Source organism: Nonomuraea sp. NPDC046570 (genome assembly GCF_040645915.1).
GTDB lineage: Bacteria > Actinomycetota > Actinomycetes > Streptosporangiales > Streptosporangiaceae > Nonomuraea.
The window spans coordinates 17,126-36,905 of the sequence record NZ_JBEYZF010000033.1; the positions used below are offsets into that span (position 1 = coordinate 17,126).

Consider the following 19,780-nt stretch of genomic DNA (forward strand, 5'->3'; position numbering starts at 1 on the left):
ACCTTCCCGGATCGCAGCTCGACAACCTGTAGTACTACGCTGATGCGTGTGAAGGGTCTCGGCGAGCTTGAACGCAGCATCATGGACATCCTCTGGGCGGAGAGCAGCTCACTGACCGCCCGCGAGGTCGGCAGGCTCATCGCCGACCGCGACCTTGCCCCGACGACGGTGATGACCGTTCTGGACCGGCTCACCCGTAAAGGCTTCCTCCAGCGAACCCGTGACGGCCGGGCGTGGCGCTACGAACCCGCGGAAAGCCGCGACAGCTATGTCGCCGACCTTATGCTGGAAGCCTTGGGCATGACAGGCGACCGTTCGGCCGCCCTCACCCGCTTCGCCCAGGCCGTCTCCGGGCCTGAGGCGGAGATCCTGCGCAGAGCGCTCACGGAGCTGGAGGAAGAGTGATCACCGCGGCGGCGTTGACGGCGCTCGCCCTGGCCTGCGCGATCGGCGCCTGGCGCTTCACCAGCGCGCGGTGGACCTCCCGTGCTCCGCGGCTGGCCATCTTCCTGTGGCAGGCGCTCGGCCTGGCGTGGGGCCTGGCCAGCACGGGCGCGCTGCTGGCGTACGCGCTGCAGCCCTATGACCGCGGTGTGCTGCACGGGTTGTTCGCGTTCGTCCGCGGCCAGGCGCCCGCGGAGCCGTACGACCTGGTGCACGTTCTCGCGATGGTGGCGGGGCTGACCACGTTCGCGGTGCTCGTCGTGGTGCTGGTGACCGCGGGGGTGCAGGCGCTGCGGGCCCGGCGGCGGCACCGGACGCTGCTCGCGCTGATCGCGCGCGACGATCCCGGCGTCCCCGGCGTGCGCGTCCTCGACCATCCCGCCGCGGCCGCCTACTGCGTGCCCGGCCTGCGGTCGCAGGTCGTGGTGAGCGCGGGGGCGATGGAGCTGCTGTCCGCCGACGAGCTGGCGGCCGTGCTCGCGCACGAGTCCGCCCACGTCCGCGAGCGCCACGACCTGGTGCTGCTGCCGTTCGCGGCGCTGCGCAGGGCGCTGCCCTGGTCCAAGGTCGTGCGCGACGCGCAGGCACAGGTGGAGCTGCTGGTGGAGATGGCGGCCGACGACCGCGCCCGCCGCTACGTCTCCCCCCGCCGCCTGGCCACCGCCCTGCTCAGATTCGGTACGGCAGGCGCCGTCCCCACCCCCAGCGGCATGCTCGGCATGCAGTCCAACGTGATGGCCAGGGTCGACCGGCTCATCAAGCCAAGCCCCGAGCTGCCCTTCTCCTTCCGTTACGCCCTGCTCGCGCTGGCTGTGACGTTGACCACGTCCGCCCCGGCCCTGTGGACGATCCCGCTCTGACCACGCCCTTCTCTGCTTGCACCTGCTAGCCCCCCGTTTGCAATTGCAAGCACGGCGAGGCAGACTGAAGGCATGGCACTACCGAAGGTCGGCTCGATCGGCGAGTACATCCGCGAGCAGCGGACGCAGGCGAAGATCTCCCTGCGCCAGCTCGCGGCCCAGGCGGGGGTGTCCAACCCCTACCTCAGCCAGATCGAGCGGGGCCTGCGCAAGCCGAGCGCGGAGATCCTCAACCAGATCGCCAAAGGTCTGCACATCTCCGCGCAGGCGCTCTACGTGCAGGCGGGCCTGATCGACGAGGACCGCGAGAGCACCGGCGACGTGGTCGCCGCGATCCGGGCCGACACCCTCATCACCGAGCGGCAACGCCAGGTGCTGATCGACATCTACGAGTCGTTCCGCAAGGAGAACCGCGCCGGAGACGAGCAGACCTCCCAGAATGCTCATCCCCGACACGACCCCGTCACGGACGACGATCGGCCGCTGCCCGAGGAGTTTCTCGCCGCGCTTGAGCCCTTCGCGGCGCCCTCGGGCAACAGCACCGTCACCCAGGAAACCAAGGAAGGTTAACCCATGACGCTGGCCACCGAGGTCAAGAAGCTCACCGAGTCCAAGCCGTTCTACGCCGTCGCCGGCGCGGGCGACTACGCCGTGGAGAAGCTCCGCGAGCTGCCCGAGCAGCTGCAGAAGCTGCAGTCGCGGCGCACCGAGATCGCCCAGGACGCGCGCTCCTACGCGGACAAGGCCGAGGGCATCGCCCGCGTGTTCCCCGAGAAGGCCCGCGAGTACGCCGGCCAGCTCAGCCACCGGGCGACCGAGGTCTACGAGGAGTTCGCCTCCCGTGGCCGCAAGGTCGTCAGCAAGGTGAGCGGCGAGGCCGCGCTGGAGCTGGAGGAGGTCTCCGTGGCCGCCGAGCCGCCCGTGGCGACGCCGGTCAAGAGGACCCGCGCCACCAAGCCCGCCACGAGCCCCGAGTCCTGACCACTCCCCAGGCAGGCCCGCCTCGGTGAGGCGGGCCTTTCCCCTGGGATTCCCCGCATGGCGACGAATCGCACTAGGCTGGGTTCGTCATCGCGACCTTGGGCGGAGCGAACATGAACATGATCAACGGCGGCCTGAACCTTCTCTTCCTGCTGCTTTCGATCGCGATCTTCGGCATGTCGGCGTGGGCGCTGGGGCACGCGGCCCAGACACCGGGCCAGGCCTTCCCCGCCGCGGGCAAGCTGAAGAAGAACCTCTGGCTGCTGATCCTCGCGCTGGCGACGCTGTTCTCCGCGGGCGGCGGCTGGTCCTACTTCCAGGCGTTCCTGTTCTTCGGCGGCGAGCAGTTCATCGGGCTGTCCGCGATCGGGATCTTCTCCATCGTCTCGGTCATCGCCGCCACGATCTACCTGGTGGACGTGAAGCCGGCCGTCAAGGGCCTGGGCCGGGGCGGCAACAACGGCCCCTACGGGCCCTGGTAAGCCCTAGTCCGACACCACGATGCGCACGTCCTCTGCCGGAATCAGGTAGAGATCATCCCCTTTGCGTACCCCCGCGATCCGGGTTTCCGCGCCCTGCCACCGGAGAACTCCCTGATCCGCCGGTTGGCTCCTGGATAGAATGCCGACCTGCTCAACACGATCCCCTCGGGCGTCGCCTCAAGGACGACGGCCTCGAAAGAGCGCAGGTTCTGGTCGGCCAGTTCGAGCCGCTGCGTTCGCCCGTGGAGATCGAAGCTCATGTCTGAAGCCTAGAGCCCGCGAGGTGGTCATTGCGCGGCCTGTCGCGTCGTCCCCTGATCGCACCGGCCGCCGCGATTCTGGGGATTTTCCACACCATAACGGGATGTGGGGCCTCGGCCGAGGCCACCCCGCCGCCGCAGGCCGTCACCCAGAAGGCCGCGCCACGCACGCCGGTGATGATGGTCATCGGCGACAGTTTCACCGTCGGCTCGGGCCCGGTGCGCCCGTGGGAGACCTACGCGACCGGGGCGGCCCGCCTGCTCGGCTGGCAGCCGGTCATCGCGGGGGCGGGCGGCACCGGCTACGTCAACCCCGGGCGGGTCGGGCGCGACTTCGAGCGCTCCTTCCAGGAGGAGCTGTCCTGGCGCCCCGCCCCGGACCTGCTGGTCGTCTCCGGCGGCCACAACGACCACCGCTGGACCCCCCACCAGGTACGGCAGGCCGCCGCCAGGCTGGTCTGGACGGTCAGGTCACACTGGCCGTCCACCAGGATCGTCATCGTCGGCCCCATCTGGCTGGACCAGGCCCCGCCGAAGGCGTACGCGATCCGCGACGCACTGGCCGGGGTGGCTGCCCAGGACCGGCTCGCCTTCCTGGATCCGATGAGCCAGCGCTGGGTCACCGGCAGGCGCTCGGAGGTCGTGCTCCCCGACGGCACCCACCCGACGTTCCAGGGTCACACCGCCCTGGCCCGCTGGCTGGCGGGCTCGCTCCGGCGGTTGCCCGTCTACTCGTAGCGCAGCAGGTCGCCCGGCTGGCAGCCGAGCGCCTCGCAGAGCCTGGCCAGCGTGGAGAACCTGACGGCCCTGGCGTGGCCGTTCTTGAGGATCGACAGGTTGACCACGGTGATCTCGACCGCGCCGGACAACTCGGTGAGCGTCATGCCACGCTCCTTGAGCACCTCGTCGAGGCGCACCCGGATCACGGGTTCGGGCGACGTCATCAGATGGTCGCCTCCACATCTTCCAGCAGCCTCAGACCTCGTCGGACGATCTCCGCGACGGCGAGGGCCGCGCAGCCGGTCACCAGCCCGACGGCGAGGTTCGTCGACGGGATGTGGAACGGGTAGCCCCGGGTGAGCAACACGGTCGAGAGTAGCGGCTTGGCCACCATCTCCAGGACGCCCGACACCAGCGTGCCGATGATCAGGATCCAGCCGATCCGCCGCAGGTGGTCCGCGGTGACCGTGGAGAACAGCGCCCGGTCGCCCGCCCGCCCGCGGCGCAGCGCGCGGATGAGGTGGTAGACAGCCAGCAGCCAGGTGACCGTGCCGGGCAGCCAGCTCAGCAGGTCCAGCGCGCCGACGACGGCGGACGGCCCGCCCGGCAGGACGGTCACCGTGACGCGGGTGCCGACGACCTCGACGCCCGGAGCGAGCAGACCCTGGGTCACGGCCTGGACCTCGGGCGCGAGCAGGTCGACGCCGAACCCGGACCCGAAGCCCGCCGTGACGAATCCGGTGGCGAGCAGCCGGGCGGCACAGCCCAGCAGGCCGAGCACGAGCCCCACCGAGAACAGGGTCTCCAGGCGGGTGAGCCAGCGGATGGGGGGATGCGGCATACCCGGCTCCTCTTATCGATTGTCGTTATTAACGATTATCGTAAATAACGAGAATCGATATGTCTAGGCCGAGCGGAGGTCGTTGACGGTCTTGTCGGGGCGCAGACCGCGCCAGGACGGGTGCCTGAGGACGCCGTCCTTGGTCCAGTGGGCGAACTCCACCTCGCCCACCAGCACCGGCTCCACCCAGTGCGCCTGCCGGGCCTGCTCGGGCGGGACGCCTTCGAGGAGCGGGTCCCGGCGTTCCAGCGGCGCCAGGAGGCCGGCCAGCTCGTGCAGCATCCGGTCAGTGAAGCCGGTGCCCACATGCCCCGCGTACACCAGCCGCCCCCGGTCGTAGACGCCGAGCAGCAGCGACCCGATCGTCTCCGTGCGCCGCCCCTCCCCCGGCTTCCAGCCGCAGACGACCACTTCGCGCACCGTGACGTGCTTCACCTTGGTCCAGTCCGCCGAGCGGCGGCCCTGGCGGTAGAGGGAGTCGAGCCGTTTGGCGACCACGCCCTCCAGGCCGAGGTCGTGGCTCAGCCGTACCGCGCGCTCGCCGTCGCCGGGGAACCAGACCGGCACCTGCCACCTGGCGCCCGGCGTGAGCGTGGCCTCCAGCAGCTCGCGCCGACCGGTGTACGGCAGGCCGACCGCCGAGGCCGCGTTCACATGCAGCAGGTCGAACGCCATGAACGTCACCGGCACCGTCCTGACCAGCTCGGCGATCCTGGCCGGGTTGCGCTGGTGCATGCGCGGCTGCAGGGCGCCGAAGGACGGCCGGCCCGCCTCGTCGAAGGCCACCACCTCGCCGTCCAGCACCACGTCGTGCCCGCCCACCGCGCCGCCCATCATCCGCAGCTCGGGGTAGGCGACCGTGACGTCCCGGCCGTTGCGGGACAGCACGCGGACCGCCCGGTCCTCGATGTACACGAGCGCGCGGACGCCGTCCCACTTCATCTCGAAGGCCCAGCCGTCGCCGACCGGCAGCCTGCCCGCCTGGGCGAGCATGGGCGAGTAAGCGGGTAGCGACATGAGTATTCCCCCTGGTCAGAGGTATACCCGCTCAGTCGTTGGGGTGCGCCGCCACGTACCGGCGGATCGATTCGATCGCGTTCTGCCCGTAGATCTCCTCGACCGCGTTGGCCGCCAGGTGGCAGAGCCGGAAGCGCTGCGGCGGTGTGAGGCCGAGCCGGTCGATCTGCAGGCAGGTGTAGTCGATCAGCAGGCGGTAGCGGCTGAAGTCGGGGTCGCCGAAGACGGCGCGGTGGTAGGCGCGGTTGCCGAAGATCAGCCGGTGGAACTCGCTGGGCAGCGCCCGCGCGGCGTCCGCGTCGTAGACGGGCGGGCGGATCAGTTTGCCCGCGGCGATCAGCGGGGTGGCCCGCTGCCGGAACCCGGCGATGAGCTCGGCCCACTCCCGCACGTACGGCACCGCGATGGACGCGTGGCCTTCCAGGGTGGCGATGACGGCCCGGACCCGGTCGACGACGTCGTCACGGTGATCGCGGTAGTAGGCCTCGAACCGGGCTCGGGTCGCCGAAGGGTCGCCGCAGCGGGCGATGAAGCCCTCGGCGTGGGAGCGGTAGGAGACATAGCTGCGGGTGATCGGCGGGAGCGCGGTCACCGAGTTGGCGAGCATCAGGCCCAGCGCGAGCAGTTCGGGCGTGTCGTGCCCGAAGCGGGCGTGCTCCAGCATCTGGAACAGCAGCGGGGTGGAGTCGGTATAGAAGTCGGTGAGCAGGTCCAGCGCTTCGGGGTCGGTCAGCGTGTGCGGCCGCGAGTCGAAGGGCGCGTACCGGATGCTGTTGTCCGGGTACCACGGGGTCAGCGGGCCGCGCTCGTCCTCCTGCTCGGCCAGCAGCCTGTGCTGGGCGAGCAGGGCCTGCTGGTCCAGGTTCGCGGTGGACGGGCGGGTGCGCAGGTAGCCGCCGACGACCTCCTCGATCGCGGGCTGGACGGCGGTGGTCCAGGTGGCGGGGTCGGTGCGGAAGTTGAGCCGCAGGTGGGGCCCCTGGCGCCAGTGCCGCAGTACGTGCGCGGCCGGGGCGATGTCGCGCAGGCGGTGCAGCAGCGGCCGCACCGCGTCCAGCAGCAGCGCGTTCTTGTCGGGCTCGTAGTAGTAGACGTGCGCGGTGTGCCAGATCATCTGAGGTCTCCGGTGGTGTCGAGGTCGCCGGTGCGTGCCGGTCCGGCGTCGTTCACGGGCTGTCCTCGGCGTCGTCCACGGCGAGGACGTACTCGGTCACCCGTCGGCCGTACCGGCCGTAGCCGGGGGCGGCGGCCGGGTCGGGCAGCGCCTCCTCCAGCACCACCAGGTCGTCCGGGGCGCGGGTCGAGCGGGTCAGGGACAGCAGCAGGAAGTGGTCGGTGACATCGATGTACAGCGGTTTGCGGTTCTTGCGGGCGGCGTCCCGGCGCGATGGCAGGACGCGGGCGAAGAAGCGCTTCGGGATGCCGTGCCGTCGCAGCCAGCTCGCCAGGCGGACCAGGTAGGCGGCGTCCGGCTCGCCCTTGTCCGGGACGGGCAGTTCGGCGGCGCGCATGGTCCAGCGGGCGCGGGTCACCACTATCCGGCCCAACTGGAGCCGGGGTCTGCGCCGTACCCGGTCCTGGCCCGGCGCGGCGTCGAGTCGCCAGAGGGGCGGCAGCGCGACGGGCGGCTCGCCGAAGACGCTGATCAGGAAGGACCAGGCGGGCGGCAGCATGAGCCGGCTGGTCATGCCCAGGTGGACGGGGCGTGCCTCGGCGCCGTGCGCGTCGCGCAGCACCAGCCGACCCCCGCTGTGGGTCACGCGCAGGTCCGCGAGGCTGAGCTGGGGATTCTCGGTGACGGTGAATGGGTAGTCGAGTCCCCTCGCCGACGCCGGGCGCAGGTTGAGGTTCCTGCCGAACGAGCCCAGGCACTCGATGATCGGGAACGGCCCGCCCGGCGGTGCTTCAGCGCCGAGCAGGTGCCGGACCCTGGCGACGTGGCGGCCGTAGCCGGAGTACACGGTGTTGAGGACGAAGTCCGGTCCGGCGGGCTGGCCGTAGCAGGCGATCGAGCCGGGCGGGCGGACGTACTCCGGCCAGGAGGACGCCATCTTGTCCACCAGCTCGCTCTCGACGGTGATCACGCCGCGGGCGTCCTCGGGCATGCCGTACAGCGTCTGCCACAGGTGCCGGCGCAGGCCGGTCAGCTCGCGCACCCGCGGAAGGTCCGGGAGGGCGTCGGGCGGCTCCGGGCAGACGGCCTGGGCCTGGCGGTAGAAGCGCAGGAACGGGACCTCGTCGTGGGAGTCGTGGAGGCGCAGGAAGAGCTCGGCCGCGGCGATCTTGGCGGGCAGGTCGGGGTCGAGCAGGCCGAGGAGGCGGCGGACGGCGTCCAGATCCGGCAGCCACGCCTGAGGATCGCGGACGGCCAGATCCTCCGGGCAGACCGCGGTGTCCAGGTACACGTTCTTGACCGGCATGCTGCCGGTCAGCTCCCGGATCAGCCTTGGATCCGGTACGGCTCCCGCCGCCACCTTCTCGTGCAACTCCCGCAGGCCGGACAACTCCGGCAGCTCGGGCAGCGCGCCCTCCAGCCAGGCCAGAAGCGCCCCGAGCGGATCGGCCGCCTGGTCGTCGAACGGGCGTCGCCGCTCCACCAGCCCGATCTCCAGCAGTTGGTCCAGCGGGCCCGGCGCCATCCCGAGCGTCGGCCGCGAGGCGCCTCGAACCCGGTCCAGCAGGTCGAGTACGGCAGGCTCGGCGGGCACGCTCAGCAGTTGCTCGCCCGGCGCGGGGCCGAGGAACCACAGGCGGCCCTCGTCGTGGACGAGGCTCGGGTTGACCCGTACCTCGACCGCGTAGCGCAGCTCCGGGCGGTGGGCGAGGCGCTCCCAGATCCGGCGCACCGTACCCAGATCGAACTCGCCGACCGCCCGCCAGCTCAGCTCGCCGGGTTCGCCGCCGGACCCCCAGCGGCCCAGCCCGCTGACGGTGAAGGTGGCGTACGGGCTGGTCTTGGCGCTCACCCGCGCGACATACCTGGCCAGCCGCAGGAGCTCCGGCCTGCCCGGCACCGCGGCCGGGTCGTCGAGCCACCTGCCCAGCTCGCCCGACAGGTAGGGGCTGGAGAAGGCCAGGCCGCGCCGGAACGCCTCGTCGGCGACCACCTCCCGCAGCGTGCCGGTACGCTCGGCCAGCTCGTCGGCGAGCACCCGTGGCAGCAGCTCCGCCACCCTCTCCTGCCGCTCCAGCCGCGCCCGCCAGGTGGCGATCCGCCCGGCCAGCTCGTCCGGCAGCGCGTCCCGCACCCGCTCCAGGGTGTCCGGCCGCCTGCCCGCGTACACCGCCCGGCGCAACGCGACCAGCGGCGCCCTGAGCTCGGGCCGCTCGCCTTCCTCGATGACGCGGTGCAGCGCCTTGGAGATCGCCTCGCCCTCTCCGGCGAGCCATCCGCCGGTGTGGGCCAGCTCGTCCACCAGCGTCCAGGTCCGCCGGAACCGCAGCCCGTCGAGCGCCTCGACCGGCAGCCCCGCCACCCTGACGCCGCACACCTCATCCGGCATCGGCCTCCCCTTTCCCTCGGGGCGGGTACGCCGTACCCGCGTTGTTCAGCTCACTGGCGGTCGGCGCGGGACGCGTCGATCTCGGTCATGCCGTGACCGGTGGTGGTCGACGTTGATCCGGTGTGGTCTCCACGCCCTGTGCGGTCCGGCCGATGCCGAGCACCGGCCCGTTCATGCGGGGGGCGCCTACCAGGAGGAAGCTCAGAGCACGCCACGACGTGCCCGCCAGGCGCAGCGCCGCGTCCGTGGCGGGGGCGGCTCCGTCGGAGTGGATCCGCGCGGTACGGCCGAGCGCGGCTGCGGCGAGTGCGGCGCGGTGCACGACCAGACCCGCCTCGGCCTGCTGGATGCGGTACCACAGGTCGCCGAAGCTCCCCACTCCGGCGAGTGGATCGCCCACAGGGACGATCGCCGCCGCCGCGGTGCGCAGGCCGTGGCGGGTGTTGGCGTTGAACCGTCCGCCGGAGAGCATGGCCACCGCGTCCGGGTCTCCGACGCCTAGCAGCGCGCCCTGACCGGGGTCGTAGCGGTAGGCGCCGGAGTCCACACCGGTAACCCGCAACACGAACACATACGGGGCCGTCGCCCACCCCGCCCCGCCACCGCCCTGCGGGACACCGTCTCGTCCGAGGCCGTCTTGTTCGAGGCCGACCGGCTGGATCGGATGGGCTGGATGGGATGGATGGGCGGCGGCCAGAATCCGGCTCAGTTCGGAGGTGTTCAGTGCCTCCGGCCGGAACCCGTTCACCGGCGAGGCCCGGCGGGTGACGCCGTCCGCCAATCGCACCGGCTCCGCCTCGGGCAGCATCACGGTGGGACCCGCGGGCAGAGGCGGCAGCGGGTCGGCCGGCGGAACGGCGCGCGCGTGAGGAGTACGCCGGGCGGCAGCGTGCAGGGCGGCGAGATGCGGCAGCCGGGAGGCCAATGCCTGCGGCGGGCCGCTGGGTGTGCCGGGAGTTTCCCCGACTGTGCGCGCAGGACCAGCCGACACCCGAACGGCCCCCGGCGCTGGGCCGGTGGGGGGCTTCGGTGTGGGGCGGGGAGAGATGGTGAGGACGGTGGGGCGGGGGGAGACGGTGAGGACGGTGGGGCGGGGGGAGACGGTGAGGACGGCGAGGGTGCTTTCGGTGGATGGGGGCAGGTTGAGGAGGTGGTCAGTGGTGTGGCCGTCGAAGTCGAGGTGGACGGTGGTTTGGAGGCCGAGGGGCTCGGACAGGGCCAGGGCCTGGGCGGTGAGGACGCCGACCTCCTGGCAGTGCAGTCGGTAGGCGAAGTCGCCGTACTTGAAGCCGTTCCGCCAGAACACCGCGCTCAGCACCAGCACCACTTCCGGCAGCGCTGCCGGGGGCTGGGCGAGCAGGCCGCCGAGGGTATTGCGGTGGTCGCCGTCGCGGACGACCTCCAGAGCGTGGTGAACCACGTCGTAATGGCACAGCGCGGTGGCGGTCGCCAGGTATGCCTCGATCGGATAGAGCGCCCCACCCGAGGGCACCGGACGGCCGATGGTCACCGACGACCGTCCGTCCAAGGGCCGACCGATCTCGTCGTGCGGGTGCCGCCAGCCGATCCGGGTCAGGCCGAGCAGTCCGCGCAGCATTTCACCTACCCACGCCCTGCCGGAACGGCTGGCCTCCGCGCATTCCAGGTCGGCACGGACAGCCGAGGGGACGGCCAAGCCGACGCGGGGGGCACTCGGGTCGTTCAAGACAATGCGGGCGGCCCCCGGGTAGCGCTTGTAGCGGGGCGGGGCCGCGGTCCAGTCGATCGGGAGCGGCTCGCGCTCATCCACGGCCTTGAGGTAGCGACGAGTCGCCTCACCACACTCGTCGTGAGAGATCGCCTTTCCCCACTCTTCGTGGTGTGGGTTGGTGATCATGGGAAGGGGTGGGGGTGTGGGTTGAGGTCGGCTGGGGTGAGGGGGTGGGGGCGGTGGCCGAGGAGGTGGGGGACGGTCAGGGGGCGGGAGAGGCCGTGGGTGCGGCGGTAGCGGTGGCCGAAGGTCATCGGGAGCGTGCCCGGCACGATGACCTTGGCGCAGGCGAAACCGCCCGCGCGCAGTTCCGGGGTGGTGGTCTCGACGGCGATCACGTCGAGACCGGTGGACAGGTAGCGGCTCAGCAGTTCGGTCAGGTCGTCCGCCAGATCGTCGTGGTCCGGCCACGGGTCGGTGAGCCGCTCCAGCGGGTGGCCGGGGTCGTCGGCCGGGAGGAAGCTCAGGCGCGGATAGGCGTCCGGGTGGCAGTAGAGCAGGCGGTGGTGGTCCATCTCGCGTACCAGGTCGGGGTCGGCGAGCATGGCCGCCGCGGCCTCGGCGTCATATCGGCCGGTGAGCGCCCCGACCGACGGCAGCAGCTCGTACAGGGCCGAGCGCAGCGCCTGCTCCGCGTCGGGGTGGGCCCCGGCCGCGCACAGGGTGTGCGGGCGTCCAGGACCGCCGACCCGGTCGACGGCCATGGCCCAGAACGCGGGCACCCGCTGCTCCATCGGCATCGCGAAGGCCATCAGCTCGTACCCCGCCACCCGCAGGGCCCTGGCGGCGGCCAGGGGGATGCGCCGGTCCTGCGCCGAGTTCAGGTCCGCCTTGGGGAGGGGCAGCATGCCGTACCAGGTCATCAGGAAGGCGTCGCGTTCGGCGATCTCCAGGAGGCCGTGGAAGATCGCTTCGGTGAGGTCGCCGCCGAGTGCCGCGCCGTTGGAGCAGTCGTAGGCCCAGCCGGGTTCGGTGCCGTGGTAGGCGCAGGTCAGCGGCACGAGCAGGGGGCGCTGGGCGGCGAAGGAGTAGCCCCACACCCACCGCGCCTGCTGCTCGGGGTCGAACCGGGTGCAGCCGAAGCCCGGCTGGTCGTACCACTCGTCCGGGTAGAGGCCCAGCGTGCGCGGGTCGAGCGCGTGACCGGCGATGTCGGCGAACCTGGCCCGTACGGCGCCGCCCCGCCCGCGCGGGCGCGCTCCCGCGTACCGTTCCAGCGCTTCGGCGATCGCGGTACGGCGAGCGGAACGGAAGTCCCCGGCCCGCCCGTACCCGTGCCGGCTGTCGTCCCCTCTCCTGCCGGGGGTGAGCCGGGCGACCGCCGTGGGCAGGCTCCCTCGAATGGTCACTCCCATCGATCCGATGAGCCCGGTCTCCGGGTCGACGTAGCGCTCCTCCAGGCCGTCGGGCAGGGGCCGGGTGCGGAAGATCTTCGGGTCCGGCTTGGGGGAAGGGCCCAGGCACAGCCGTACCGGACGGTCTTCGGGCAGGTCCGCGCAGTCCGGGCAGAGCGGGTCGGGTGCCAGCGGGTGCCGGGTGATCGCGCCGGTGCGTACCGACATCCGCAGCAGCGCGCCACGGGTGCGCGCGAAGCCGGACCCGAGTTCCCCGGCCACCAGCGCGGCGACCGTCGCGGTCAGGACCGGCGTCAGCAGACCGTTCGGCCGGCCTTGCCCGAGCGCCCGGCGGGCGGCGGCGTGCGGCCAGTTGCCGTCCCGCCGCCGCGCCGCGCAGGTGGCGCACCCCGGCTCGGCGGGGTGTACGGCAGGGCCGACCAGCACCCAGCCCTCCTCCACCCGCACCGGCAGCCACGGCAGACCGCGGGCCCGGGCCTCGCGATAGTCGCCCCCCGCGTCGTCGGCGGCCACGACCAGCGCGTCCCCCTGGGGCACGACCGACGGCAGAGCCACCGCCAGGGCATCGCGCAACCGCCCCGAGCCGAGCAGTCCTGCCGGTGGGCTTTGAGGGTCAGGCATCGCGGCACACCACCCAGGCGGTGAACGGCAGGAGCCGCGCCACCTCCGCATCCCCGCCCAGGGGCACCGCCACGGGCACGCGCCCCACCCCGGCCAACGCCTCCGCCAGGGCCTTGCCGTCCAGGTCGTCCTCCGGCCATAGGGCGGGCGGGTCCGCGTAGGACGGCTGCCGCTCGGTACGCGACTGCCAGGCGAGCAGCACCCGCTCCAGCCCGCGCCGCATCGCCCCGGCCGCCGTCATCGCGCAGGCGGTACGAGCCCGCCCCCCGGCCAGGAAGGCGTAGGCGGGCAGGCCGAGCACCTGGGTGAGATCGCGGATCTCGACCCGCTCCCCAGCCGCCTCCAGCAGCTCCACGAGGTCCGAGACCTCCGCCACGGGCGCGACGACGGGGAACGCGGCGTGGTCCACCTCCCTCAGGTACGCGTCGCAGTGCTGCGCCAGCCCAGCCGCGACCGCCTCCGCCCAGGACAACCCGGCGGCCACCCCGACCGGCGCCCGGTACACGCCCGCCAGCGGCGGCCGACACACACCCGACCCCCGCAGCAGCGTGGGCACCTCTGCCGGTTCCTCCTCAGCCGGTCCCCTCAGCGGCGCGGGCACGGCCTGTGCGTGGCCGCTGACCGGGTGCACGCCCCACCACGGGTCACGGCCGCCGGTGGCCAGCCACTGGTAGGTGGCGAGGGCCGCGAGCGTCGTCCGGAGCCGCGCCTCCTCACGCGAGTGGCCCCAGCCGTACACGGCCGGGGCGGCCGACCAGGCGGGCAGCACGCCGCCCGGGTCGGAGACGGTGCTCCGGCACACCGCGAGCGGCGTCTGCACCAGCCCTTCCTCGTCCAGCGAGCCCAGCACCCCGGTCCGCGGATCGACATACCGGGACACCTGGTCGAGCAGGTCCGCAGCGGCGACCGGAGCGGCACCGGCCAGTCGCTCGGCCTCGGCGGAGGCGGCCTTTCCCTGAGGTGCGGCGAGTGAGCAGGTGTGGAGCCGATGCCGCCGGGTGTCCAGGGTGCGCAGGTCCACGCGGGTCAGGTGGGGCTGCTTCGCCGCGCGGGCCGTACCGGTGAGGTGCTCGAAGCACGACAGAGCCAGCTGGGCCGCGAGAACGGCGGGCACCGCGCCGGTCAGCCAGGCGCCGTCCTCGCCGGACTCCTGGTACGGCAGAGCGGCCAGCCGCCGCCAGCACGACTCGGTCTCCGCGGCCGACACGGGCGTGAGCCAGGCCTCCTCCCGCCGCACCCAGACCTGCCCCAGCGCCACCCCTTGCCGCGCGCACGCCCGCCCCACCCGGGCCGGCTCCCCCACCTCGTCGCCTTCGCAGACGTGCAACACCACGTCCGCGTCCGCGAACATCGCCCGCGGATCGACACCCTCCAGCACCCGTACGGCCTGCGCCGCGTCCCGCCGCCCGCGCTCCGCGGCCGACACCAGATCGGCGGGCACCTCCCCGGTATCGATCACCCGCACGTCCCGCCACCCCGACCGCACCCCCGCCTCCACCAGCGCGGCCAGCACCGGCCCCCCGCCGAACAGGGCGACGCGCGCCTCCCGCAGCCGCTCGAACCTCCGCTCGGCCGACCCCGCGGCGTACCGGACGAACGCGATCTCCGGCGCGTAGACCTCGCACTCGTCGGCCGCCAGCGTGTGCGGCTCCTCGTCCTGGGCGTCGGTCACCAGCCGCTGCTCCACCAGGGCCTCGACCAGCCGCTCGACCATCTCCCGCCGCTCCGCCGACAGCGGCGCGACCAGTTCGCCCAGGGTGTGCTCGCCGGTCAGCAGCGGCGCGAGCCGGGACATCCACGCGTAGCTGTGCCGCCCCACGATCGTGCACGCGCCGTGATCCCCTTGGACGTAGACGCCGTCCTCGGACTCCACGTATCGCACGTGTTCCAGCAGACGTGGCCGCATCGTTCTCCCCTCAAGCCCCACTGGACACAGCACACCTGCCCGACCCCCTCCAGCCACAATCTGCGGCTGAGGTAAACGGCTGGTGAAACGGCCAGGTCAGACCGGTACCACTTCCGCGAGAGACTCCAACCGATACGATTTCCGGCCATGACGGGAATCAGGCTCGCGCTGGCCGCTCTCTGCGCCACCGCACTGGCGATGACCGCCTCCCCCGCGCACGCCGCCGAAGCGATCACCGCCGAAGTGACGCTGGAGCTCGGCAAGGGTGGCGTGCTGCACGTGACGGAGAAGATCAGCGGTGCCGGGGGCGAGATCAAGCGCACCTTCTTCACCAGGACCCGCCACGACGACACCAGCGACCGGCTCTACCAGATCTCCGGCGTCAAGGGCGGCACGCTGACCGGCGACGTGCTCACCACGAAGGACGGCACGGTCGAGTACGACGTCAAGGGCGCGGTCGCGCAGCTCGGCGACATCGAGGAGCTGCGCTGGTTCGCGGTCTCCGGCTGGAACGTCCCCGTCGAGAAGGCCACGGTGAAGGTCACCGGCCCCGGCATGATCCAGAACCTGTCCTGTTTCGCCGGCGAGCTGACCTCGGCCATCGGCTGCACCGCGGCGTCGATGGACCACACGGGCACCCAGGCCGACTTCGAGCAGCAGGGCCTGGCCGCGAACCAGGCGCTGACCGTGGTGGTCGGCTACCCGAAGGGCGCCAGCGGCGGCACCCCGATCCTGGAGCGCCGCTTCTCCCTGCTCGGCGCCTTCGCGCTGACCCCGGTCACCGGCGGCGCCCTCGGCGGCCTGCTCGTGCTGCTGCTCGGCGCCTTCGGCGTCGTCTACTGGACCCGCGGCCGGGACGCCCGCGTGGTCGGCCACGAGTCAAGCGCGATCGACGGCCTGCAGAACGGCCACTTCTCCCCACCGGACGGGGTACGGCCAGGCCAGATCGGCACCCTCGTCGACGAGCAGGCCGACGTGGTCGACGTGACCGCGACGATCGTGGACCTGGCGGTACGCGGCTACCTGCTGATCGACGAGCAGCCCCGGCAGACGTACGACGCCCCGGACTGGCTGCTGGTGAAGAAGCCGGCCGCGCCGGTCGACGCGCTGCTCCCCTACGAGCGGGCGCTCTATGACGCCATCTTCGAGGGACGCGACGCGGTGCTGCTGTCGCAGCTGTCCGGCTCGTTCGCCCAGCACCTCGGCAAGGTGCGCGACGCGCTGTACGCCGACGTGGTCCGCCAGGGCTGGTTCGCCCGCCGCCCGGACACCGTGCGCGGGCGCTGGACGACCGTCGGCGTCGTGCTGTGCGTGCTCGGGCTGGCCGGGACCGTGGCGCTGGCCTGGTTCACCACCTACGCGCTGATCGGGCTCGGCGTGATCATCGCGGGGGCCGGGCTGGCGGTGGGCGGGCAGTACATGCCGGCCAAGACCGCCAAGGGTTCGGCGGCGCTGGCGCACACGCTCGGCTTCCGGCAGTACCTGCTCTCCGGTGAGCTCGGTCACGTGCCCGAGGCGCAGCGGGTGGAGCTGTTCTCCCGCTACCTGCCGTACGCGGTGATCTTCGACGGGGTGGAGCACTGGTCGCGGGTGGTGGCCTCGGTCACCGGCAACGGCCGCCCGGCCGACAACCTGTACTGGTACCACGGTCCGGCCGAGTGGGACCTGTCGAAGTTCGCCGGGTCGATGCGCACGTTCACCACCACGACCTCGGGGGCGATCTCCTCGACCAGGCAGTTCCGCTCGCTTTAGCACTTCGTCGGTGGCGGCCCATCGTGCCGTCATAGGCGGATGAGGCCGCGTTCGACCGCGGCGGTGACGGCGGCGGTGCGGGTGTCGACGCCGAGCTTGCCGTACACGTGCACGAGGTGGGTCTTGACCGTGGCCTCGGTGATGTACAGGGTTCTGGCGATCTCCTTGTTGCCCGCGCCCTTGGCCAGTAGTTGGAGGATCTCGATCTCTCTGGCGGTCAGCGCGGGTCCCGGGTCGCGCAGGCGGCGCAGCATGCGGGTGGCGACCTTCGGCGAGAGCGCGGTCTCTCCCCTGGCCGCGGTCCTGATCGCCTGGAAGAGCTCGTCGGGCGGGCAGGCCTTGAGGACGTACCCGGTGGCTCCGGCGTCGATGGCGCGGACGATGTCGGCGTCGGTCTCGTACGTGGTCAACACCAGGACCTGCGGCCGGTCCGGCAGCTCGCGCACCTTCCTGGTGGCCTCGACACCGTCGGGGCCGTCGCCGAGTCGCAGGTCCATCAGCACCACGTCGGGCCGCCGGAGCGCGATCCCCCTGAGCGCGTCGGCGGCGTTGGCGGCCTCGCCCACGATCTCCATGTCGGGCTCGCCGCCGACCAGCGCCGCGAGCCCCGCCCTGACCACCGGGTGGTCGTCGACCAGGAACAGCCTCATCGCGTCGGGATCCTCGCCGCCACCGCGGTGCCCTCACCGGGCACACTCTCCACCACCAGTGTGCCGCCGACCTCGGCCAGCCGGTCACGCATCCCGCGCAGCCCGTACCCACGTCCCGGCTCGCGCCGAGCCTGGTCGAAACCGACCCCGTCGTCGAACACGTCCAGCGTCACCTCCCCTTCGAGGTACGACAGGGTGACGATCACCCGGCCCGCCCGCGCGTGCTCCCGCGTGTTCGCCAGCGCCCCCTGCGCCACCCTCAGCAGTACGGCCTGCGTCTTCGGCTCCAAGGGATACTCCCTGCCCTCCTGGCGGAACTCCCCGGCCATCGCCCGCAGCGCGTCGGGCAGCGACCGTTCCGCCAGGTCGGCCGGGCCGAGGTCCCTGACGAACCGGCGCGCCTCGTCGAGGTTCTCCCCGGCGGCCTCGGTGGCCTTCCTGACGTACTCGCGGGCCTGGCCCGGGTTGCCCTCCCAGACCCGGTCGGCGGCCTGCAGCAGCATGCGCTGGCTGGTCAGGCCCTGGGCGAGAGTGTCGTGGATCTCCCGGGACAGCCGTTCCCGCTCCTGCAGGATGCCCGCCTTGCGCAACTCCCAGAAGATCACCACGGTCATCGCGGCCACCGCGATCGGCGCCAGCACCAGGCTGGGGTCGAACCGGTCGGCGAGGCTGATCTGGGCGACAATCACGGCCATCGTGAGTACGGCCGCCGCCAGGATCGTCGTCCGCAACGTGAGCAACCTCAGGCAGACGAACAGCAGCGGCACCGCGCACCAGCTGAACGACGGGGCCAGCTCGACCAGCACCAGCCATCCGGCGAGCACCATGGCCAGCCAGACCAGCCGTCCCCGGTGCCCCAGGCGGTCCCAGAGGGCGACTCCGGCGGCGTAGAGCGCGGCGAGCAGGCCCGCGAGGGCGAGGGAGGCGATCGTCCTGGCGTCGAGCTGGTGCCTGACGACCAGGCGGGAGGCTGAGGCGGCGAGCAGCAGGAAGAAGCCGGCGTGCATGGCGCCGTTCAGCCAGATGCGTTCCATTTGCCCTCCCCGTCCAAGAGATACCCCGCCCGGTCTGGGGTCACATCAACCGATCGGTTGACCTGCCCGTCGACCGGTGGCCCGATGGCGGGCACCTCTTCGGCCGCCAACCTGAAGGTACCGACAACGCCCTGAACTGGAGTAACCCATGAACTTCAAGATCGGTACCGCTACTGCCGCCCTTGCCGCCCTCGCCGTCGTCGGCGGGGTGACCGCCACCCAGACCGGCGCGACTGCTGCCACGCCCGGCGCCGCCCAGGCCGGGGTTACCCTTGCCGCCACGCAGGGTGGGACGGCCGTGGTCGCGCAGGCCGGGGCGGCGGCGTCCGCCGTCACCCAGAGCAGTGTCCTGACCGCCGATGCCGCGCTCAAGATCGCGGAGGCCGTGCAGCAGGAGGCCGCCAAGCAGAAGCAGCGGGTGACGGTGGCGATCGTGGATCGGTCGGGGGCGACCCGCCTGATCCTCAAGGGTGACGGCGCCGGGCCGCAGACCGAGGAGTCGGCCAGGCGCAAGGCGTTCACTGCCGTGTCGTTCGGGAAGGCGACGAGCGAGCTGAGCGGCGGGGCCAGCGGTGACGCGCCGAACATCTCCGACATTCCCGGCACGCTCTTCCTGGGCGGCGGTGTCCCCGTCGTGTCCGGCGGCGCGCCGATCGCGGGCATCGGCGTCGGCGGCGCGCCCAGCGGCGCCATCGACGAGACCATCGCCCAGGCCGGCCTGAAGGCGGTCGCCGGACAACTCGGCTAACCCCAAACCGGACCCCAGCGGCAGCCGGACCGACCCCCTATCACGGACCGGGCAGTGGACCTGACCACGCACTATGGAAGGGCGACCAGCCCGGCCACACCACGGAAAGGGGAGCGGCATGTACCGAAGCGCGGCCCTTCTGGTGGCGCTCGTTCTGGCCGCGGCGGCGTGTGCCTCTCCTGCCGAGGAAGCGGGCAGGCCGGTCAGTCCCCCCGCAGAAGCGGTCAGGACGAGCATGAAAGGATCAACTGTGCTCAACGGACAACTACTCACCGCTGCCGCCCTTGGGGACGCCGCTGCCGTCAGGGAGGCCGTCACCGAGGGGGCCGATCTGGAGGCCCGTGACAGCCAGCGGCGCACCGCGCTGCTGCTGGCCGCCGCCGCCGACCATGTGGAGGTCGCCGAGATCCTGGTCGCCGCCGGTGCCGACCCCAACGCCCAGGACGCCCAGCAGGACACCCCGTGGCTGGTGACCGGCGTGACGGGCAGCGTGGCGATGATGCGGGCACTGCTGCCCGCCAAGCCGGACCTGACGATCAGGAACCGCTACGGCGGCATCTCGCTGATCCCGGCGTGCGAGCGGGGTCATGTCGACTACGTCCGCGAGGTGCTCAAGACCGGCATCAAGGTCGACCACGTCAACAACCTGGGGTGGACCGGGCTGCTGGAGGCGGTCATCCTGGGAGATGGCTCGGAGCCGTACCAGGAGATCGTCAAGCTGCTGCTCGCCGCGGGCGCCGACCCGGCGCTGGCCGACAAGGACGGCGTGACCGCCCTGGAGCACGCGGAGAGCAAGGGCCAGACCGAGGTCGCCAGGATCCTACGAGCAGCCTGATCCCGGCTGTCGGCCGGGATT

The 19,780-nt window shown here is 72.2% G+C and carries 20 protein-coding genes; 9 read left to right on the forward strand and 11 right to left on the reverse strand.

Going from position 1 to position 19,780, the window contains the following annotated elements:
• Window positions 1-48: 48 nt before the first annotated feature.
• From ABZ911_RS34740 to ABZ911_RS34760, 5 genes are all read left to right on the forward strand, one after another.
• The gene (locus ABZ911_RS34740; RefSeq protein ID WP_358065899.1) at window positions 49-405 is read left to right on the forward strand and encodes a BlaI/MecI/CopY family transcriptional regulator; all 357 of its coding nucleotides are present in this window, start codon (window positions 49-51) and stop codon (window positions 403-405) included.
• Window positions 402-1,304, forward strand: coding sequence for a M56 family metallopeptidase (locus ABZ911_RS34745; RefSeq protein WP_358065902.1), 903 nt, complete (start codon window positions 402-404; stop codon window positions 1,302-1,304). Before ABZ911_RS34740 ends, ABZ911_RS34745 begins: the two co-directional genes overlap by 4 nt.
• A gap of 72 nt (window positions 1,305-1,376) precedes the next feature.
• Window positions 1,377-1,874: a helix-turn-helix transcriptional regulator gene (locus ABZ911_RS34750; protein ID WP_358065905.1), complete on the forward strand. Its 498-nt coding sequence runs from the start codon at window positions 1,377-1,379 to the stop codon at window positions 1,872-1,874.
• A 3-nt stretch (window positions 1,875-1,877) separates the two neighbouring features.
• Window positions 1,878-2,285: a hypothetical protein gene (locus ABZ911_RS34755; RefSeq protein WP_358065908.1), complete on the forward strand. Its 408-nt coding sequence runs from the start codon at window positions 1,878-1,880 to the stop codon at window positions 2,283-2,285.
• 113 nt (window positions 2,286-2,398) lie between these two features.
• Complete coding sequence (locus ABZ911_RS34760) at window positions 2,399-2,767, forward strand: DUF2516 family protein (RefSeq protein WP_358065911.1); 369 nt, start codon at window positions 2,399-2,401, stop codon at window positions 2,765-2,767.
• Window positions 2,768-2,808: 41 nt separating this feature from the next.
• Here ABZ911_RS34760 and ABZ911_RS34765 read toward each other — a convergent pair whose 3' ends face one another.
• Entirely contained in the window at window positions 2,809-3,027 is a 219-nt protein-coding gene (locus ABZ911_RS34765) for a hypothetical protein (RefSeq protein ID WP_358065914.1), read from the reverse strand.
• Window positions 3,028-3,057: 30 nt separating this feature from the next.
• Between ABZ911_RS34765 and ABZ911_RS34770 the strand changes: the two genes are divergently transcribed.
• The gene (locus ABZ911_RS34770) at window positions 3,058-3,765 is read left to right on the forward strand and encodes an SGNH/GDSL hydrolase family protein (protein ID WP_358065917.1); all 708 of its coding nucleotides are present in this window, start codon (window positions 3,058-3,060) and stop codon (window positions 3,763-3,765) included.
• Here ABZ911_RS34770 and ABZ911_RS34775 read toward each other — a convergent pair.
• The 8 genes from ABZ911_RS34775 to ABZ911_RS34810 form a co-directional block, all read right to left on the reverse strand.
• Window positions 3,756-3,971: a helix-turn-helix transcriptional regulator gene (locus ABZ911_RS34775; protein WP_358065920.1), complete on the reverse strand. Its 216-nt coding sequence runs from the start codon at window positions 3,969-3,971 to the stop codon at window positions 3,756-3,758. The two genes, ABZ911_RS34770 and ABZ911_RS34775, sit on opposite strands and share 10 nt — an antisense overlap.
• Window positions 3,971-4,588: a DUF2975 domain-containing protein gene (locus tag ABZ911_RS34780; protein ID WP_358065923.1), complete on the reverse strand. Its 618-nt coding sequence runs from the start codon at window positions 4,586-4,588 to the stop codon at window positions 3,971-3,973. Before ABZ911_RS34780 ends, ABZ911_RS34775 begins: the two co-directional genes overlap by 1 nt.
• Before the next feature lie 63 nt (window positions 4,589-4,651).
• The gene (gene ligD, locus ABZ911_RS34785; RefSeq protein ID WP_358065926.1) at window positions 4,652-5,605 is read right to left on the reverse strand and encodes a non-homologous end-joining DNA ligase; all 954 of its coding nucleotides are present in this window, start codon (window positions 5,603-5,605) and stop codon (window positions 4,652-4,654) included.
• 31 nt (window positions 5,606-5,636) lie between these two features.
• The gene (locus ABZ911_RS34790) at window positions 5,637-6,719 is read right to left on the reverse strand and encodes a thiopeptide maturation pyridine synthase (protein ID WP_358065929.1); all 1,083 of its coding nucleotides are present in this window, start codon (window positions 6,717-6,719) and stop codon (window positions 5,637-5,639) included.
• Window positions 6,720-6,771: 52 nt separating this feature from the next.
• A complete protein-coding gene (locus tag ABZ911_RS34795; protein ID WP_358065932.1) occupies window positions 6,772-9,108 on the reverse strand; it encodes a lantibiotic dehydratase in 2,337 nt (778 codons plus the stop codon).
• An 85-nt stretch (window positions 9,109-9,193) separates the two neighbouring features.
• Window positions 9,194-10,897 carry a SagB family peptide dehydrogenase gene (locus tag ABZ911_RS34800; protein WP_358065935.1) on the reverse strand — a complete coding sequence of 568 codons (1,704 nt, stop codon included), beginning with the start codon at window positions 10,895-10,897 and terminating at the stop codon, window positions 9,194-9,196.
• 83 nt (window positions 10,898-10,980) lie between these two features.
• Entirely contained in the window at window positions 10,981-12,834 is a 1,854-nt protein-coding gene (locus tag ABZ911_RS34805) for a TOMM precursor leader peptide-binding protein (protein WP_358065938.1), read from the reverse strand.
• Window positions 12,827-14,740: a hypothetical protein gene (locus ABZ911_RS34810; protein WP_358065941.1), complete on the reverse strand. Its 1,914-nt coding sequence runs from the start codon at window positions 14,738-14,740 to the stop codon at window positions 12,827-12,829. Before ABZ911_RS34810 ends, ABZ911_RS34805 begins: the two co-directional genes overlap by 8 nt.
• A 147-nt stretch (window positions 14,741-14,887) precedes the next feature.
• On the opposite strand from ABZ911_RS34810, the gene ABZ911_RS34815 reads away from it, so the two are divergent.
• Entirely contained in the window at window positions 14,888-16,492 is a 1,605-nt protein-coding gene (locus ABZ911_RS34815; RefSeq protein ID WP_358065944.1) for a DUF2207 domain-containing protein, read from the forward strand.
• Window positions 16,493-16,521: 29 nt separating this feature from the next.
• Here the strand turns inward: ABZ911_RS34815 and ABZ911_RS34820 are convergent, their stop codons facing one another.
• On the reverse strand, window positions 16,522-17,142 hold the full coding sequence (locus ABZ911_RS34820; protein WP_358065947.1) for a response regulator transcription factor: 621 nt from the start codon (window positions 17,140-17,142) through the stop codon (window positions 16,522-16,524).
• Window positions 17,139-18,176 carry a sensor histidine kinase gene (locus ABZ911_RS34825; RefSeq protein WP_358065950.1) on the reverse strand — a complete coding sequence of 346 codons (1,038 nt, stop codon included), beginning with the start codon at window positions 18,174-18,176 and terminating at the stop codon, window positions 17,139-17,141. The genes ABZ911_RS34820 and ABZ911_RS34825 overlap by 4 nt, the downstream gene beginning before the upstream one ends.
• 148 nt (window positions 18,177-18,324) lie before the next feature.
• On the opposite strand from ABZ911_RS34825, the gene ABZ911_RS34830 reads away from it, so the two are divergent.
• Together ABZ911_RS34830 and ABZ911_RS34835 are read left to right on the forward strand one after the other, a co-directional pair.
• Complete coding sequence (locus tag ABZ911_RS34830; RefSeq protein WP_358065953.1) at window positions 18,325-18,924, forward strand: heme-binding protein; 600 nt, start codon at window positions 18,325-18,327, stop codon at window positions 18,922-18,924.
• Between the two features lie 250 nt (window positions 18,925-19,174).
• Entirely contained in the window at window positions 19,175-19,759 is a 585-nt protein-coding gene (locus tag ABZ911_RS34835) for an ankyrin repeat domain-containing protein (protein WP_358065956.1), read from the forward strand.
• Window positions 19,760-19,780: the final 21 nt, after the last annotated feature.

Excerpts from the sequence above, each read along its gene's own strand:
- ABZ911_RS34750 (WP_358065905.1), top strand. The coding sequence starts at position 1,377 with ATGGCACTACCGAAGGTCGGCTCGATCGGCGAGTACATCCGCGAGCAG.
- ABZ911_RS34755 (WP_358065908.1), top strand. The coding sequence starts at position 1,878 with ATGACGCTGGCCACCGAGGTCAAGAAGCTCACCGAGTCCAAGCCGTTC.
- ABZ911_RS34760 (WP_358065911.1), top strand. The coding sequence starts at position 2,399 with ATGAACATGATCAACGGCGGCCTGAACCTTCTCTTCCTGCTGCTTTCG.
- ABZ911_RS34765 (WP_358065914.1), bottom strand. The coding sequence starts at position 3,027 with ATGAGCTTCGATCTCCACGGGCGAACGCAGCGGCTCGAACTGGCCGAC.
- ABZ911_RS34775 (WP_358065920.1), bottom strand. The coding sequence starts at position 3,971 with ATGACGTCGCCCGAACCCGTGATCCGGGTGCGCCTCGACGAGGTGCTC.
- ABZ911_RS34780 (WP_358065923.1), bottom strand. The coding sequence starts at position 4,588 with ATGCCGCATCCCCCCATCCGCTGGCTCACCCGCCTGGAGACCCTGTTC.
- ligD (WP_358065926.1), bottom strand. The coding sequence starts at position 5,605 with ATGTCGCTACCCGCTTACTCGCCCATGCTCGCCCAGGCGGGCAGGCTG.
- ABZ911_RS34790 (WP_358065929.1), bottom strand. The coding sequence starts at position 6,719 with ATGATCTGGCACACCGCGCACGTCTACTACTACGAGCCCGACAAGAAC.
- ABZ911_RS34795 (WP_358065932.1), bottom strand. The coding sequence starts at position 9,108 with ATGCCGGATGAGGTGTGCGGCGTCAGGGTGGCGGGGCTGCCGGTCGAG.
- ABZ911_RS34805 (WP_358065938.1), bottom strand. The coding sequence starts at position 12,834 with ATGCCTGACCCTCAAAGCCCACCGGCAGGACTGCTCGGCTCGGGGCGG.
- ABZ911_RS34810 (WP_358065941.1), bottom strand. The coding sequence starts at position 14,740 with ATGCGGCCACGTCTGCTGGAACACGTGCGATACGTGGAGTCCGAGGAC.
- ABZ911_RS34815 (WP_358065944.1), top strand. The coding sequence starts at position 14,888 with ATGACGGGAATCAGGCTCGCGCTGGCCGCTCTCTGCGCCACCGCACTG.
- ABZ911_RS34820 (WP_358065947.1), bottom strand. The coding sequence starts at position 17,142 with ATGAGGCTGTTCCTGGTCGACGACCACCCGGTGGTCAGGGCGGGGCTC.
- ABZ911_RS34825 (WP_358065950.1), bottom strand. The coding sequence starts at position 18,176 with ATGGAACGCATCTGGCTGAACGGCGCCATGCACGCCGGCTTCTTCCTG.
- ABZ911_RS34830 (WP_358065953.1), top strand. The coding sequence starts at position 18,325 with ATGAACTTCAAGATCGGTACCGCTACTGCCGCCCTTGCCGCCCTCGCC.